Genomic DNA, 14212 nt, shown 5'->3' on the forward strand with positions numbered 1-14212 from the left:
GGATCTCGTCGTTGGAGGTGCCGGCCGCGACCATCGGCCAGACCATGGCGTCCTCATGGACGATGAAGTCCACGACGACCGGCCGGTCGTTCCCCGGCACCGTCGATACGCGCGAAGGCCGCCTCGCCACTCGCGACGTGGGCGAGAGCCGTGTACGGCTCGGACTCGGCGCTCATGGCTTGCTCCCTTCGGGCTCGCCGCACGAGCGGCGGATGACCAGGCGGGCGGAGAGGGTCACCGACTCGGCGGGCCGTCCCTCGACGAGATCGACCAGCGCGCGGACGGCGGCATGGCCGAGCTCTCCGGTCGGCTGGGCGATGGCGGTGATCGGCGGATCGGTGTGGACGAACCAGGGGATGTCGTCGAACGCGGCGAGCGCCACATCGCCCGGCACCCGCAGCCCCCGCGCGCGGATCTCGTCCATCGCGCCGAGCGCCATGAGGTTGTCCGCGGCGAAGATCGCTTCCGGGGGGTGCGGCAGATCGAGGAAGCGGGCGGTCACCCGCCGTCCACTGTCCGCCTGGAAGTCGCCCTGGCCGATGTGGTCGGCGGGCAGCGCGAGACCGAACTCGCGCAGCGCCGAGCGGAAGGCGTCCACCCGCTCGCGCCCCGTGGTGGTGGCCGCCGGGCCCGCGATGAAGGCGAGCCGGCGGTGGCCGAGCGCGTACAGATGGGCCACCAGATCGCGGACGGCGTCCCGGCCGTCGGTGCGGACCACCGGCACCTCGTCCATACCCTCGCCCTCGATCCAGCGGTCGACGAAGACCAGGGGGGTGCCGGCGCGGGCGGCGGCCGGCATCATCGGGGAGCCGCCGTCGGTGGGGCTGACCAGCAGACCGTCGATGCGACGGTCCATCAGGGTGCGCACATGGTGGTCCTGGAGATCGGGGCGCTCGTCGGCGTTGCCGATGACCACGCTGTAGCCCCGGTCGCGGGCCGCGTCCTCGACGGAACGGGCCAGTTCCGTAAAGAAGGGATTCAGCACATCGCTGATGACCAGTCCGAGGGCGCGGGTCTGGGCGGTGCGCAGGGAGCGGGCGACGGCGTTGGGGCGGTAGCCGAGATCGGCGACCGCGGCGAGCACGCGTTCCCGGGTGTCCGCGCGGACGGCCGGGTGGTCGTTGAGGACCCGGGAGACCGTCGCGACGGAGACGCCGGCGCGCTGCGCCACGTCCTTGATGGCCGGCATCGTCCACCTCCTTGTGGAATCGATTTCAGGGAGGATTGGAATCGATTACATCGGGGCTCGGCAAGATGCCGGACCCGGACGAAACCGGATCGTGATGTTCCGCGGCGGTACGGTCGCGGTCCGGCCCGGACCACGGGTTGTCCACAGGCCCCTCGCGGGTGTCCACAGCCCGAACCGGCTGTCGGCTCCCGGCGGTACGGTCGGGGCATGCTCAATCTCGCGGTGGTCGAAGGGGTCCTGGAGCGGATCACCTACGCCAATGAGGAGAATGGTTATACGGTCGCGCGGGTCGACACCGGCCGCGGTTCGGGCGATCTGCTGACCGTCGTCGGCTCGCTGCTGGGCGCGCAGCCGGGCGAGTCGCTGCGCATGGAGGGCCGCTGGGGCTCCCATCCGCAGTACGGCAAGCAGTTCACCGTCGAGAACTACACGACGGTCCTCCCCGCCACCGTCCAGGGCATCCGCCGCTATCTCGGCTCGGGCCTGATCAAGGGCATCGGCCCGCGGATCGCCGACCGGATCACCGAGCACTTCGGTATCGAGACCCTCGATGTCATCGAGCAGCGGCCGGAGCGGCTGATCGAGGTCCCGGGCCTGGGGCCAAAGCGCACCAAGCTGATCGGGGCGGCGTGGGAGGAGCAGAAGGCCATCAAGGAGGTGATGATCTTCCTCCAGGGCGTCGGTGTCTCCACCTCCATCGCGGTGCGGATCTACAAGAAGTACGGGGACGCCTCGATCTCCGTGGTGAAGAACGAGCCGTACCGGCTGGCGGCCGACGTCTGGGGCATCGGCTTTCTCACCGCCGACAAGATCGCCCAGTCCGTCGGCATTCCGCATGACAGCCCCGAGCGGGTCAAGGCCGGCCTGCAGTACGCGCTGTCCCAGTCCACCGACAACGGCCACTGCTATCTCCCCGAGGAGCAACTGATCGCGGATGCCGTGAAGTTGCTCCAGGTGGACACCGGGCTGGTCATCGACTGTCTGGGTGAGCTGGCGGCCGACGAGGAGGGGGTGGTGCGCGAGCAGGTCCCGGGCCCGGACGGCGGCGAGCCGGTCCCCGCCGTCTATCTGGTGCCCTTCCACCGCGCGGAGATCTCCCTGGCGGGCCAGTTGCTGCGGCTGCTGCGCACCGACGAGGACCGGATGCCCGCCTTCCGGGACGTGGCCTGGGACAAGGCGCTGACCTGGCTGGCCGGGCGCACCGGCGCCGATCTCGCCCCCGAGCAGCGCGAGGCGGTGCGGCTCGCGCTCTCCGAGAAGGTCGCGGTGCTGACCGGAGGTCCGGGCTGCGGCAAGTCCTTCACCGTGCGGTCCGTGGTGGAGCTGGCCCGCGCCAAGAAGGCCAAGGTGGTGCTCGCGGCCCCCACCGGCCGGGCCGCCAAAAGGCTCGCCGAGCTGACCGGCACCGAGGCGTCCACCGTCCATCGGCTGCTGGAGCTGAAGCCCGGCGGGGACGCCGCGTACGACCGTGACCGTCCGCTCGACGCCGATCTGGTGGTCGTCGACGAGGCGTCCATGCTGGATCTGCTGCTGGCGAACAAGCTGGTCAAGGCGGTCCCACCGGGTGCCCATCTGCTTTTCGTGGGCGATGTGGACCAGCTGCCGAGCGTCGGCGCCGGTGAGGTGCTGCGCGATCTGCTGGCCCCCGGCGGCCCGGTTCCGGCGGTGCGGCTGACCCGGATCTTCCGCCAGGCCCAGCAGTCCGGGGTGGTCACCAACGCCCACCGGATCAACGAAGGGGTGCCGCCGGTCACCCGCGGCCTGTCGGACTTCTTTCTCTTCGTCGAGGACGACACCGAGGAGGCCGGGCGGCTCACGGTGGATGTCGCGGCCCGTCGCATTCCGGCGAAGTTCGGCCTTGACCCCCGTCGTGACGTGCAGGTTCTGGCCCCGATGCACCGCGGCCCGGCGGGCGCGGGCACGCTCAACGGACTGCTTCAGCAGGCCATCACCCCGGCCCGCCCGGACCTTCCGGAGCGGCGCTTGGGGGGCCGGGTCTTCCGCGTTGGCGACAAGGTGACCCAGATCCGCAACAATTATGAGAAAGGGGCCAACGGGGTCTTCAACGGCACGGTAGGAGTCGTCACCTCCCTCGACGCCGATGAGCAGCGGCTGACCGTGCTGACGGACGAGGACGAGGAGGTGCCGTACGACTTCGACGAGCTGGATGAGCTGGCTCATGCCTATGCGGTGACCATCCACCGATCGCAGGGCAGTGAGTACCCGGCCGTCGTGATTCCGGTGACCACCGGGGCCTGGATGATGCTGCAGCGCAATCTGCTCTATACGGCGGTAACCCGTGCCAAGAGCCTTGTGGTGCTGGTCGGCTCGCGCCGGGCGCTCGGGCAGGCGGTGCGTACCGTTTCGGCGGGAAGGCGCTGTACGGCACTGGATCACCGGCTCGGCGGCGATGGACGAGCCGAGCGTGTCAGATGGGTTTCCGAACGGTGACGAAGAGGGCAGGATGGCCGTGGGGGCGGCACTGAGTGCCGCCAAAAGGCCCTTCAATCGACCCCGAGTGCACGTTCACTACCCGAGTAGGGGAAGGTGGGGGGAGTCAGGGCACCTCGAAGAAGAGAACCAGGACGTCGGTGAGGGATGACGTGAGCGACAACTCTGTAGTACTGCGGTACGGGGACGGCGAATACACCTACCCGGTGGTCGACAGCACCGTCGGCGACAAGGGCTTCGACATCGGCAAGCTGCGCGCCCAGACCGGTCTGGTAACCCTGGACTCTGGTTACGGCAACACCGCCGCGTACAAATCCGCGATCACCTATCTCGACGGTGAGCAGGGCATCCTGCGCTATCGCGGCTACCCCATCGAGCAGCTGGCGGAGCGCAGCTCGTTCCTGGAGACGGCCTTCCTGCTGATCAACGGCGAGCTGCCGACCGTGGATGAACTGGCCGCCTTCCGCGAGCAGATCACCACCCACACGCTGCTGCACGAGGACGTCAAGCGGTTCTACGACGGCTTCCCGCGCGACGCCCACCCGATGGCGATGCTGTCCTCCGTGGTCAGCGCGCTGTCGACTTTCTACCAGGACAGCCACAACCCGTTCGACGAGAAGCAGCGTGACCTCTCGACGATCCGGCTGCTGGCCAAGCTGCCGACCATCGCGGCCTACGCGTACAAGAAGTCGGTCGGCCACCCGTTCGTCTACCCGCGCAACGACCTCGGCTATGTCGAGAACTTCCTGCGGATGACCTTCTCGGTCCCGGCACAGGAGTACGACCTCGACCCGACCGTGGTCAGCGCGCTCGACAAGCTGCTGATCCTCCACGCCGACCATGAGCAGAACTGTTCGACCTCCACGGTCCGGCTCGTCGGCTCCTCACAGGCGAACATGTTCGCCTCGGTCTCGGCGGGCATCAACGCCCTGTGGGGTCCGCTGCACGGCGGCGCCAACCAGTCCGTGCTGGAGATGCTGGAGGGCATCCAGGCGTCGGGCAGCGACGTCGACTCCTTCATCCGCAAGGTGAAGAACAAGGAAGACGGCGTGAAGCTCATGGGCTTCGGGCACCGCGTCTACAAGAACTTCGACCCCCGGGCGAAGATCATCAAGTCCGCGGCGCACGATGTCCTCTCCGCCCTCGGCAAGTCCGACGAGCTGCTCGACATCGCGCTCAAGCTCGAGGAGCACGCGCTCGCCGACGACTACTTCGTGGAGCGCAAGCTCTACCCGAACGTGGACTTCTACACCGGTCTGATCTACCGGGCGATGGGCTTCCCCACCGAGATGTTCACCGTGCTCTTCGCGCTCGGCCGGCTGCCGGGCTGGATCGCCCAGTGGCACGAGATGATCAAAGAGCCGGGCTCCCGTATCGGCCGTCCGCGCCAGATCTACACCGGCGTCGTCGAGCGGGACTTCATCCCGGTCGAGCAGCGCTAGGGTCTTCGGCGCCGAAGGGGCTGCGCCGTTGTCGTAGGGGAGAACGCGCGGAGGCCCTGAGGGATCCCATCGGTTTGGGGTGCCCCCTGGCGAGTGAGCCGAAGGGGCTGCGCCGTTGTCGTAGGGGAGAACGCGCGGATGCCCTTCGGGTTCCCATCGGTTTGGGGTGCCCGGAGGCGAACCGAGCCCCAAAAAAAGCAGAAAGCGCCCCGCTTCCGATCCCCCCACGGGTCGGAGCGGGGCGCTTTCCATGTCCCGGTTCGGATTCCCCCCACGGGATCCGGCCGGGCGTTCACGGGCCGTACTGCGCCGTACTGCGCCGTACTGCGACGCGATCTGCCGGGGCGCGTACCTACGGGAGGGCCGCTCAAAGCTCCCCGAGTACGTCGCCCCGGCCACGCGTAGCGGGATGCGTCCCCCAAGACGAATCCCTACCGCCCATTAGACTCACGACCCCCCGCAATGGTTACGTGGGGTTGTCTGTGATCTGCGTCTCTTGCCATAGGGGCCATAAAAGGGCAAGACACTCGATTTGAAGATCGAGGCTCTCGTGTATGGGTGTTGTGCGGCTTATGGGGACTTGGTGAATTTATGTGGACACCGTGAAGGTCCGCAGGCGCAGGCTGTTCGTGACGACGAACACCGACGAGAACGCCATCGCGGCTCCCGCGATCATCGGGTTGAGCAGTCCGGCCGCCGCGAGCGGCAGCGCGGCGACGTTGTAGCCGAAGGCCCAGAAGAGATTGCCCTTGATGGTGGTCAGCGTCCGGCGCGCCAGCCGGATCGCGTCCGCCGCCACCCGCAGATCGCCCCGGACCAGGGTCAGATCCCCGGCCTCGATGGCCGCGTCCGTGCCCGTGCCCATCGCGAGCCCCAGGTCGGCGGTGGCCAGGGCGGCCGCGTCGTTGACGCCGTCGCCCACCATCGCGACCGTACGGCCCTCTTCGCGTAGCCGCTTCACCACGTCCACCTTGTCCTGCGGCAGCACATCGGCGATGACCTCCTCGATGCCCACCTCACGGGCGACCGACTCGGCGACCAGCCTGTTGTCGCCGGTCAGCAGCACCGGGGTCAGGCCGAGCGCGCGCAGTTGGGCGACCGCCTCGGCGCTGGTCTCCTTGACGGCGTCGGCGACCAGGAGGACGCCGCGCGCCGCGCCGTCCCAGGCCACCGCGACGGCGGTGTGCCCCTCCGCCTCGGCCGCCGCCTTGGCGACCGCCAGCTCCTCGGGCAGCTCGATGGCCCACTGGCCGAGCAGCTTCACGCGGCCGACCAGCACCGCGTGCCCGTCCACCGTGCCCTGGACGCCGAGCCCGGGGACATTGGCGAAGTCCTCGGGCACCGGGAGCGCGCCGACGCGCTCGGCCGCGCCGTCCGCGACGGCCCGCGCGACCGGATGCTCCGAGGCGTGCTCCACAGAGCCCGCGAGCCGCAGCAGCTCCTCCTCGGCCACGCCGGACGCCGTGACGACCCCGCGCAGCCGCATCTGTCCCGTCGTCACCGTGCCGGTCTTGTCCAGGACGACGGTGTCCACCCGGCGGGTCGACTCCAGCACCTCGGGGCCCTTGATCAGGATGCCCAGCTGGGCGCCGCGGCCGGTGCCGACCATGAGCGCGGTCGGGGTGGCCAGGCCCAGGGCGCACGGGCAGGCGATGATCAGGACGGCCACGGCGGCGGTGAAGGCGGCGGTCGCGTCGCCCGTCGCCAGCAGCCAGCCCAGCAGGGTGCCCAGCGCGATCAGCAGCACGATCGGTACGAAGATCCCGGAGACCCGGTCCGCGAGCCGCTGTACCTCGGCCTTGCCGTTCTGCGCGTCCTCCACCAGCTTGGCCATCCGGGACAGCTGGGTGTCCGTGCCGACGCGGGTGGCCTCCACGACGATGCGGCCCGCCGTGTTGACGGTCGCGCCCGCGACCGCGTCGCCCACCACGACGTCCACCGGCACCGATTCACCGGTCAGCATCGAGGCGTCCACCGCCGAGGAGCCCTCGACCACCGTGCCGTCAGTAGCGATCTTCTCACCGGGGCGGACCACGAAGCGGTCGCCGGCCGCCAGCTCGCCGACGGGGATCCGCACCTCTCGTCCCGCCCGTCGCCCACCACCACCCTCAACCGGGAGCGCTTCGCGCTCGCCCCCCTCGTACCGGAGTACCGCCACGTCCTTGGCGCCGAGCTCCAGCAGCGCGTGCAGCGCCGCGCCCGCCCGCCGCTTGGACTTCGCCTCCAGGTAGCGGCCGAGGAGGATGAACGTGGTCACCCCGGCGGCCGCCTCCAGATAGATCGAGGACGATCCGCCGGCGCGCGACACGGTGAGGTCGAAGGCGTGCCGCATACCGGGCATGCCCGCGTCGCCGAAGAACAGCGCCCACAGCGACCAGCCGAGCGCCGCGAGGGTGCCGATGGACACGAGGGTGTCCATGGTGGCCGCGCCGTGCCGGGCGTTCGTCCAGGCGGCCTTGTGGAAGGGGGCGCCGCCCCAGACGACGACGGGCGCGGCGAGGGTGAGCGAGAGCCACTGCCAGTTGTCGAACTGGAGCGAAGGCACCATCGCCAGGACGACGACGGGCAGGGACAGGGCGAGGGAGACGAGCATGCGGTGGCGCAGGGAGTCCGGCTCCGCCTCGGCGCGCCCGGGGCCGCCCGGTGCGGTGTCCGGCGCCCCGGCGTCCCCGGGGGCGCGGGGCGCGGGCTCGGCGGGGCGCGGCTCCTCGGCGGTGTAGCCGGTCTTGACGACCGTGGCGATCAGGTCGGCGACCTCGACCCCGCCGCCGTAGGACACCTTGGCCTTCTCGGTGGCGAAGTTCACCGTGGCGGTGACGCCCTCGATGCGGTTGAGCTTCTTCTCGATGCGCGCCGCGCAGGACGCGCAGGTCATGCCGCCGATGGCGAGCTCGACCTCGGACGTGCGCCCGGCTTCGGGAGCCGTGCTGGTCATGTCTGGTCTCCTGGGAGGAGGGCCGGGCCGTACGGCGGCTGTATGAGCAGGGCGGTACGGGCCCGGCGGGGATGCGTCGTGGGTGGATCAGTCCCGGCCGGCGAGCTCGTAGCCCGCCTCGTCGACGGCGGCGCGGACGGCCTCGTCGTCCAGCGGGGCGGCGGAGACCACGGTGACCTGACCGGTGGCGGCCACGGCCTTGACGGAGGAGACGCCGTCGAGGGCGCCGATTTCCTCGGCGACGGCGCCCTCGCAGTGGCCACAGGTCATGCCGGTCACCTGGTAGACGGTGGTGATGCCGGAGCCGGTGTTCGCCTCGGAGGTCATGTGCTTCTCCTGTGTGGGTGAGCGTGACAGACGGTGCGTAGGAGACGCCGGACGCCCCAGGGTCTCCTGACGATGTCAACTCTATACCCCTAGGGGGTATTCCCGGAAGCTGGGGGTGCGCCGGTTCGCGAAAGAGGTGTGGCGCCCGCGCGCGCTCCCCCTGAGTCCGTCCGTGTGTCAGGGGAGGCGACCGGGGTCGTCAGGGGCAGGTGGGCGCGGACTCGGTACCGAGGACCGGGGCGAGATAGCCGTACAACGAGGCCTTCATCTCGGCGATATAGGCCTCCCGCTCCGCGCCCTGATGCGAGGCTCCAGCCCGGCCTTGAACAGCGCGAACGCCATGGTCGCGGTGCGGGTGCGCCGGTCGGCGGAGAGCTGGGGGTTGTAGACGCCGATCAGCTCCGCGACGCGGTCCTGTACGGCGTCGTGCAGCGCGGCGTGCTCCGCGAGGACGCTGCCCGGTGCGTCGGAGGCGGCGCGAGTGGCCGGCGGGTCGGCGTATGTCACCGTGCTGCCCAAGGGCGTGTTCGTGGATGCCGCCGGCCAGGATCTGGTGCGTGACATCCGCCGCCCGGCATCCGCCGTTCGACACCTCGGTGACCGGCACTGCCGCCGTGCTCGTGGACACCAAGGACTCCATAGCCGACCGGCTGCCCTGGGCCGCCGCCATCATCGCCGCCGTCACCCTGCTGCTGGTCTTCCTGCTCACCGGCAGCATGCTGACACCCCTTCAGACGGTGCTGCTCAACGCGCTCAGTCTCACCGCGATGTTCGGCGCGGTGGTGTGGGTCTTCCAGGACGGGCATCTGTCCGGTCCGCTCTCCTTCACCACCTCCGGCGATATCGAGACCACGCTGCCGGTGCTGATGTTCTGCGTCGCCTTCGGGCGGACGACCGCACCGGGGACCATGAGGCGGCGGTGGAGTTCGGGCTGCGGCGCACCGGCGGGCTGATCACGGCTGCGGCGCTGATCCTCGCCGTGGTCATGGTGGTCATCGGCACCTCACGAGTCACCAACCCCAAGATGCTCGGCCTCGGAATCGCCCTGGCCGTGCTGATGGACGCGATGGTGGTGCGCAGTCTGCTGGTGCCGGCGGTGATGCGGCTGACCGGCCGGGCCACCTGGTGGGCCCCGGGCCCGCTGCGCCGGCTGCACGCCCGGATCGGGCTGAGCGAGGGGGAGTCCGCTCCCGCCGAGGGCGGCACCGCCGCCGGGCGCGCGGGCGGGTCCCGCAGCGAGGAGGGAGAGCCTCGGGACCCGGCGAGCGCGGGGCGTCAGGGTCCGCTCGCCCACGGTGCTGGTCGGCGGCTTCCCCGCGGTCGGCGGCCCGCGACAATCCGCCGGGCGGGGTCTAATCCTTGACATCGCGCCGGGTGCGACGGTTGCCGGGTCTGCGCGCCACCCAGGAGCGGATGGTATCCGCGAACCAGTACGGCTTGCCGCCCTCCACCAGATCGGGGGGCGGCAGCAGGCCGTGCTTGCGATAGGACCGTACGGTGTCGGTCTGCACACCGATATGCGCGGCGATCTCCTTGTAGGACCACAGCCTCCGGTCGGTCATTCCTCGTGCCCTTCCCGCGGGCGCCGCGGCCACGGCCCGGTGGGGCCGTCGGGGGAGCCGTGGCGCACCGCTCACGATCACTCAGCCTGTTCCCGGTGAACGACACTGAGTCATGATCGGCTAGGGGCTGTTGAACACCTGTGACGGAAGGCTCGTGGAGATGTGACGCCTGTGACGGCTGAGTGACGCTCAGGCTCCCAGCTCGGACATCCGTTTGGTGATCTCGGACAGCTGCACCGGGCGGTGCTCCAGCCGGGATAGCTCACATGCCTCGGCCACCAGCAGTGCGTAGAGCGCCTGCTGCCCGGAGCAGGGATTGGCGGCCTCGCCCCGGGCGGCCCGGAGGAAGGCCGCCAGCTCCGCCCGGTACGCGCCCTCGAACCGCTCCTGGAAGTCGGCCCAGGGCCGGGCGGGGCCGGCCGGCCCGCCCGGTTCGGCGGAGGTGAAGGGCGTACGGTCGTCCAGGCCGACCACGAACTGATCAAGCTCGCCGGACAGTTCCATCCGTACGTCGTAGCCCGCGCCGTTGTAGCGGGTGGCGGTCGCGGTGACCAGCGTGCCGTCGTCCAGGGTCAGCAGCGCCGCGGCCGTGTCGACATCGCCCGCCTCCCGGAAGAAGGCGGCGCCGCCGGCCGAGCCGGACGCGAAGACCTCCACCACCTCACGTCCCGTCAGCCAGCGCACGGCGTCGAAGTCATGCACCAGACAGTCCCGGATCAGACCGCCCGAATACGGCAGGAACTCCGGCGGCGGGGGAGCGGCGTCCGAGGTGATGGCCCGGATGGTGTGCACGCGGCCGAGCCGTCCGTCCCGCAGCGCCTCACGGGCGGCCCGGTACCCCGCGTCGAACCGCCGCTGAAAGCCCATCTGCAGCATGGTTCCGGCCGATTCGACCTCGCGCAGTGCGTGGACCGTGTCGGCGAGGTCCAGGGCGATGGGCTTCTCGCAGTACGTCGGCAGTCCGGCCCGCGCCGCGCGGGTGATCAGCTCGGCGTGCGAAGCGGTCGCGGTGGCGATCACCAACGCGTCGATACCGCCGTCGAAGACGGCGTCCACCGACTCGGCGGCGATCGCGCCGATCCGCGCGGCCAGCCCGGCGGCCCGTCCGCTGTCGGCGTCGCCGATCAGCAGTTCGTCGACCCCGTCCGTCCCGGCCAGGGCGGCGGCGTGGAAGGAGCCGATCCGCCCGGCGCCAAGGAATCCGATGCGCATGGATGTGGTCCCGTCTCGTCGGCCTGCTCAGGTCTCAGCTGTAGAAGGCGGGGCGCTCGATCATCTCGACGGCCGTGCGCTCACCCGTGGTCTGCGCCCGGACCCCCGCCTCGCACACGGCGGCCGCCGCATAGCCGTCCCAGGCGCTCGGGCCCTCGACCTCGCCGCGCCGGGTGGCGTTGACCCACGCCTGCACCTCGCGGTCGTACGCCTCCTCAAAGCGGACCACGAAGTCCGGGGCGATCTCGCCGCCCCAGGTGCCGGGCCGGTTGACCAGCATGCCGTGGGCGTCGCCGATGCGGGCGGTGCCGCGCTCACAGACCGCCTCGGCCTGCACCTGGTAGCCGAAGCCGCAGGTCGCGAACATCTCGACATTGACGATGGCGCCGCCGGTGGTCTCGAAGATCACCAGCTGGGGGTCGCTGAGCCCCTCGGGGGCGCCCGAGTTCGGGGTCGGCTTCAGCACCGTCACCGTGGAGATCTCCTGCTCCAGCAGCCAGCGGGACTGGTCCATCTCATGCACCACGGAGTCGTTGATGAGCATCTCGGTGGTGAAGTACGCGTGCACGGACGCGTTGCGGTGGCGGCAGTGCAGCAGCAGCGGCCGGCCGAGGTCGCCGGTCTCCAGCAGGCTTTTGAGCTTCATGAACTCGGTGTCGTAGCGGCGCATGAAGCCGACCTGCACCCGGCGGTGGCCCAGCCGCTGCTCGGCCTCCAGGACCCGCAGCGCGGACGCGGAGTCCGGGGTCAGCGGCTTCTCGCACAGCACCGGCAGATCGTGCTCGAACGCGCTGAGCAATGCGGCCTCATGGGCGGGGCCGGGCGAGGCGATCAGTACGGCGTCGACGCCGGGCGCGGCCATCGCGGCGGCCGGGTCGGTGAACGCCTGACAGCCGTCGGCGGTGTCGGCGACCGCCTTGGCGCGCGCCTCGTCGATGTCGACCACGGCCGCCACCCGCGCGCCGCTGATCACGTCGTTGATCCGGCGGACATGGTCGGCGCCCATCTTGCCGGTCCCGATGACGGCGATGCCGAGCGTCCCCTGCTGGGTCATATGCGTGTCTCTTCTCTTTCTGCTCGTTCGGCGGAAGCTGAGGATGAGGAGGACGGACGGGGCCGTCAGGCGCCGCAGGAGCGCAGGAAGCGGCGGGTGCGCTGGGCGATCGGGAAGGGCTGGTCGGGCGGGCAGGGGTACATGTCCTGCTCGACGATCGCGAAGAGATCCACATTGAGCTTCTGGGCCGCGGCCAGGACCGGTTCGAGCTCCGGGACGCCGTTCGGCGGTTCGCACATGACGCCGCGCTGGACGGCCGGGCCGAACGGTACCTCGTTCTTGACGACATCGGCCAGGATCGCCGGGTCGACCTGCTTGAGGTGGAGATAGCCGATGCGCTCGCCGTAGGTCTCGATCAGCTTGACGCTGTCGCCGCCGCAGTACGCGTAGTGGCCGGTGTCCAGGCAGAGGTTGACCAGGCCGGAGTCGGTGGAGTCGAGGAAGCGGGCGACGTTCTCCTCGGTGTCGATATGGGTGTCGGCGTGCGGATGGACGACGATGTCGAGCCCGTAGCGCTCGCGCACCTCGCGGCCGAGCCGCTCCATCCCGGTGGCCAGATGGCGCCACTGCTCGGCGGTGAGCCGCGGCGGCTCGATCAGCTCGGCGGTCTTGTCGTCCCGCCAGAAGGACGGGATGACCACGAGGTGGGTCGCGTTCATCGCCCGGGTCAGCTCGGCCACCTGGGAGACATGCTCCCAGGTGGCGTCCCAGACGCCGGGTCCGCGGTGCAGTGAGGTGAAGACCGTGCCCGCCGAGACCGTGAGGCCGCGGCGGCTGGTCTCCTCGGTGAGCCGGGCGGGGTCGGACGGCAGATAGCCGTACGGGCCCAGCTCGATCCACTCGTAGCCGGCCTCCGCGACCTCGTCGAGGAAGCGCTGCCAGGGGACCTGCCGCGAATCGTCGGGGAACCACACCCCCCACGAGTCGGGGGCCGAGCCGACCCGGATCCGGTCCAGGGCGGGTACGGGGGAGGCGGCAGTCATGGGAGAAGTTCTCCTCTCGCCGGTCATCGGCGACCGGGGAAGGGGGCGGTGCGGTTTCCTGTACTCGATGATGCGCTGGATGCCCGCGTCGTACTGTTTTGGGCAGCTTCACGGTCGAAGCGGGCGGTCGTCAAGGCTTCGTCAGGACATTCGGACGTCAGGTCAGGAGGAGTCGTCCGAGGGGTCAGGGGGCGGGGGTGTTCACGGCCTCGGGCAGCTCCTCCACGTCGACGCCGCGGACCTGGGCGAGCTCGTGCTTGAGCGCGGCGAGCTCGGTGCCGCCGGCCATGTGGTTGGTGAGCTCTTCGAGGGTGACGTCCGCACGGGCCGCGTTCAGCTCCAGGGCGCCGAGTCTGAGCACCGAGAAGTGGTCGCCGACCATATAGGCGTGGTGCGGATTGTGGGTGATGAAGATGACGCCGAGGCCACGCTCGCGCGCCGCCGCGATGTACTTGAGCACGACGCCGGACTGCTTGACGCCGAGCGCCGCGGTGGGCTCGTCCAGGATCAGCACCCGGGCGCCGAAGTGGACGGCCCGTGCGATGGCTACGGACTGCCGCTGGCCGCCGGAGAGGGTGCCGATGGGCTGTTCCAGGTTGTCGAGGTGGATGCCCATCGCGGACAGCTCCTCGCCGGTGGTCTTCTTCATCCGCTCGATGTCGAGCCGGCGCACCGGCCAGGGGCCGCGGGTCAGCTCGGAGCCGAGGAAGAAATTCCGCCACACCGGCATCAGCGGCACGGTGGCCAGATCCTGGTAGACGGTGGCGATGCCCAGATCCAGGGCCTCGCGCGGATTGTTCAGCCGCACCGGCTTGCCGTCGACGAGATACTCGCCCTCGTCATGCTGGTGCAGTCCGGCCACGATCTTGATCAGGGTGGACTTGCCGGCGCCGTTGTCGCCCAGGACGCAGGTCACCCGGCCCGGCCGGACATCGAGGTCGATGTTCTCCAGGGCGCGGACATTGCCGTAGAGCTTGCCGACGCCCTTGAGCCGGACCACCGGCTCATCGGCCGCGGGCCCGGGGGTGTCGGCGTCGGTGGTGTCGTTCGTTGCCAT

The 14212-nt window shown here is 70.3% G+C and carries 11 protein-coding genes and 1 pseudogene; 3 read left to right on the top strand and 9 right to left on the bottom strand.

Features of this window, described 5'->3' with window-relative positions; translation table 11 throughout:
• Positions 1-172: 172 nt before the first annotated feature.
• Positions 173-1189, bottom strand: a complete 1017-nt coding sequence (locus tag ABZS71_RS31085) for a LacI family DNA-binding transcriptional regulator (RefSeq protein ID WP_355857739.1) — start codon at positions 1187-1189, stop codon at positions 173-175.
• Between the two features lie 207 nt (positions 1190-1396).
• Here ABZS71_RS31085 and ABZS71_RS31090 point away from each other — a divergent pair, with 207 nt between their 5' ends.
• The gene (locus ABZS71_RS31090; protein WP_356215353.1) at positions 1397-3640 is read left to right on the top strand and encodes an ATP-dependent RecD-like DNA helicase; all 2244 of its coding nucleotides are present in this window, start codon (positions 1397-1399) and stop codon (positions 3638-3640) included.
• A 152-nt stretch (positions 3641-3792) separates the two neighbouring features.
• A complete protein-coding gene (locus tag ABZS71_RS31095) occupies positions 3793-5082 on the top strand; it encodes a citrate synthase (RefSeq protein ID WP_356215355.1) in 1290 nt (429 codons plus the stop codon).
• Positions 5083-5671: 589 nt separating this feature from the next.
• On the opposite strand, the gene ABZS71_RS31100 is transcribed toward ABZS71_RS31095, so the two are convergent.
• The 3 genes from ABZS71_RS31100 to ABZS71_RS31110 all read right to left on the bottom strand — a co-directional run bounded on the left by ABZS71_RS31100 (position 5672) and on the right by ABZS71_RS31110 (position 8863).
• Positions 5672-8017, bottom strand: coding sequence for a heavy metal translocating P-type ATPase (locus ABZS71_RS31100; protein WP_356215357.1), 2346 nt, complete (start codon positions 8015-8017; stop codon positions 5672-5674).
• An 87-nt stretch (positions 8018-8104) separates the two neighbouring features.
• Positions 8105-8344, bottom strand: coding sequence for a heavy-metal-associated domain-containing protein (locus ABZS71_RS31105; RefSeq protein WP_355857727.1), 240 nt, complete (start codon positions 8342-8344; stop codon positions 8105-8107).
• Between the two features lie 264 nt (positions 8345-8608).
• Positions 8609-8863: a hypothetical protein gene (locus ABZS71_RS31110; protein WP_356215359.1), complete on the bottom strand. Its 255-nt coding sequence runs from the start codon at positions 8861-8863 to the stop codon at positions 8609-8611.
• On the opposite strand from ABZS71_RS31110, the pseudogene ABZS71_RS31115 reads away from it, so the two are divergent.
• Positions 8832-9707: pseudogene (locus ABZS71_RS31115) on the top strand (MMPL family transporter); the annotation flags it as partial. The gene ABZS71_RS31110 and the pseudogene ABZS71_RS31115 sit on opposite strands and share 32 nt — an antisense overlap.
• Here ABZS71_RS31115 and ABZS71_RS31120 read toward each other — a convergent pair.
• The 5 genes from ABZS71_RS31120 to ABZS71_RS31140 all read right to left on the bottom strand — a co-directional run bounded on the left by ABZS71_RS31120 (position 9697) and on the right by ABZS71_RS31140 (position 14212).
• Complete coding sequence (locus ABZS71_RS31120; RefSeq protein WP_355857721.1) at positions 9697-9906, bottom strand: MerR family transcriptional regulator; 210 nt, start codon at positions 9904-9906, stop codon at positions 9697-9699. The pseudogene ABZS71_RS31115 and the gene ABZS71_RS31120 overlap by 11 nt on opposite strands.
• Positions 9907-10095: 189 nt before the next feature.
• Positions 10096-11118 carry a Gfo/Idh/MocA family oxidoreductase gene (locus ABZS71_RS31125; RefSeq protein WP_356215361.1) on the bottom strand — a complete coding sequence of 341 codons (1023 nt, stop codon included), beginning with the start codon at positions 11116-11118 and terminating at the stop codon, positions 10096-10098.
• Between the two features lie 34 nt (positions 11119-11152).
• A complete protein-coding gene (locus tag ABZS71_RS31130) occupies positions 11153-12172 on the bottom strand; it encodes a Gfo/Idh/MocA family oxidoreductase (RefSeq protein ID WP_355857715.1) in 1020 nt (339 codons plus the stop codon).
• Between the two features lie 65 nt (positions 12173-12237).
• A complete protein-coding gene (locus ABZS71_RS31135; RefSeq protein WP_355857712.1) occupies positions 12238-13155 on the bottom strand; it encodes a sugar phosphate isomerase/epimerase in 918 nt (305 codons plus the stop codon).
• A 184-nt stretch (positions 13156-13339) separates the two neighbouring features.
• Complete coding sequence (locus ABZS71_RS31140) at positions 13340-14212, bottom strand: ATP-binding cassette domain-containing protein (protein WP_355857709.1); 873 nt, start codon at positions 14210-14212, stop codon at positions 13340-13342.

The sequence above is a fragment of the Streptomyces sp. NPDC005393 genome (assembly GCF_040606675.1).
GTDB lineage: Bacteria > Actinomycetota > Actinomycetes > Streptomycetales > Streptomycetaceae > Streptomyces.

Excerpts from the sequence above, each read along its gene's own strand:
- ABZS71_RS31085 (WP_355857739.1), bottom strand. The coding sequence starts at position 1,189 with ATGCCGGCCATCAAGGACGTGGCGCAGCGCGCCGGCGTCTCCGTCGCG.
- ABZS71_RS31090 (WP_356215353.1), top strand. The coding sequence starts at position 1,397 with ATGCTCAATCTCGCGGTGGTCGAAGGGGTCCTGGAGCGGATCACCTAC.
- ABZS71_RS31100 (WP_356215357.1), bottom strand. The coding sequence starts at position 8,017 with ATGACCAGCACGGCTCCCGAAGCCGGGCGCACGTCCGAGGTCGAGCTC.
- ABZS71_RS31105 (WP_355857727.1), bottom strand. The coding sequence starts at position 8,344 with ATGACCTCCGAGGCGAACACCGGCTCCGGCATCACCACCGTCTACCAG.
- ABZS71_RS31120 (WP_355857721.1), bottom strand. The coding sequence starts at position 9,906 with ATGACCGACCGGAGGCTGTGGTCCTACAAGGAGATCGCCGCGCATATC.
- ABZS71_RS31125 (WP_356215361.1), bottom strand. The coding sequence starts at position 11,118 with ATGCGCATCGGATTCCTTGGCGCCGGGCGGATCGGCTCCTTCCACGCC.
- ABZS71_RS31130 (WP_355857715.1), bottom strand. The coding sequence starts at position 12,172 with ATGACCCAGCAGGGGACGCTCGGCATCGCCGTCATCGGGACCGGCAAG.
- ABZS71_RS31135 (WP_355857712.1), bottom strand. The coding sequence starts at position 13,155 with ATGACTGCCGCCTCCCCCGTACCCGCCCTGGACCGGATCCGGGTCGGC.
- ABZS71_RS31140 (WP_355857709.1), bottom strand. The coding sequence starts at position 14,212 with ATGGCAACGAACGACACCACCGACGCCGACACCCCCGGGCCCGCGGCC.